We start from the raw sequence: 1,173 nt of genomic DNA, 5'->3' as shown, positions 1-1,173 counted from the left end.
GCCGGCAAGCTCGCTCGCCCGCGCATTGCCGCCGGTCGCCTCGATCAGCAGCCCGAGCGCGGAACCGCGGACCACGACGCCGGTCAGGATCAGCATGCAAAGGGCAATCGCGACCGGCACCGGAAGACCAAGCACCGCGCCATTGCCGAGCCAGACCAGATCCGGCGAGGAGAAGGTAACGATGCGCCCTTCGGTGATGAGTTGAGCAATGCCGCGCCCTGCCACCATGAGGATCAGCGTCGCCACGATCGGCTGCATCCCGAGCACCGCAACGAGAAATCCGTTCCACAATCCGCAGACGAGCCCGGCACCAAGCGCGGCCGCCAGCACCACCGGCAGACTGTGGCTGTCGGCAAGGCTCGCCGCGATTGCGCCTGAGATCGCCATGACCGCGCCGACCGACAGATCGATGCCGCGCGTTGCGATCACCAGCACCATGCCCAGCGAGAGCAGCGCCACCGGCGTGCCGCGATTGAGCACGTCGATCAGGCTGCCGAAGAGCCGGCCGTCCTGGAGCCGCAAATCGAAAAATTGCGGCGACACCACGCGATCGACCGCCAGTATGACGATCAGCGCCAGGATCTGGGCAAGGCCGCGGCGCGGCAGCAGCGCTGTCATGTGTGGGCCTCAAGCGCGACGGTGGCGGCATCGGCGGCAATGGCTGCGAGAATGTTGCCGACGTCGATCGCCTCGCCCGCGAGCTCCTCGACATGGGCGCGGTCGCGCAGCACCACCACGCGGTCCGAATAGGTCACGATCTCGTCGAGCTCGGAGGAGATCACGAGCAACGACAGACCGTCGTCGCAGAGCTCGCGGATCAGGCGGATGATCTCGGCATGCGCGCCGACGTCGATACCGCGGGTCGGCTCGTCCAGCACCAGCAGCCGCGGCGAGGTCGCGAGCCAGCGCGCCAGCAGCACTTTCTGCTGATTGCCCCCGGACAACAGGCCGACGGGGCGTTCGGGATCGGCCGGACGGATGTCGAGCATCTTGACGTAGCGGCGCGCGATCTCGTCCTGCTCACGGCGCGACAGCGGGCGGTGCAGACCACGCTTGGCCTGGAGCGCGAGCACGATATTCTCACGCACGGTGAGCTCGGCGACGATGCCGTCGGTCTTGCGCTCCTCCGGACAATAGCCAAAGCCGTGGCGCACGCCGTCGCGCGGCGACTGC

Annotated in this window: 2 protein-coding genes; both read right to left on the bottom strand. The window is 67.9% G+C overall.

Annotated features, from left to right (window positions below):
* Positions 1 to 618: ABC transporter permease (locus MOV74_RS38580; RefSeq protein WP_246932798.1), on the bottom strand; the 618-nt coding region annotated here is incomplete at its 3' end.
* On the bottom strand, positions 615 to 1,173 hold a 559-nt coding region (locus MOV74_RS38575), incomplete at its 5' end, for an ATP-binding cassette domain-containing protein (RefSeq protein WP_246932796.1). The genes MOV74_RS38580 and MOV74_RS38575, both read right to left, overlap by 4 nt.

This window comes from Bradyrhizobium sp. SHOUNA76, from assembly GCF_023006445.1.
GTDB lineage: Bacteria > Pseudomonadota > Alphaproteobacteria > Rhizobiales > Xanthobacteraceae > Bradyrhizobium.
This window is presented reverse-complemented; position numbering and strand designations above follow the sequence as displayed.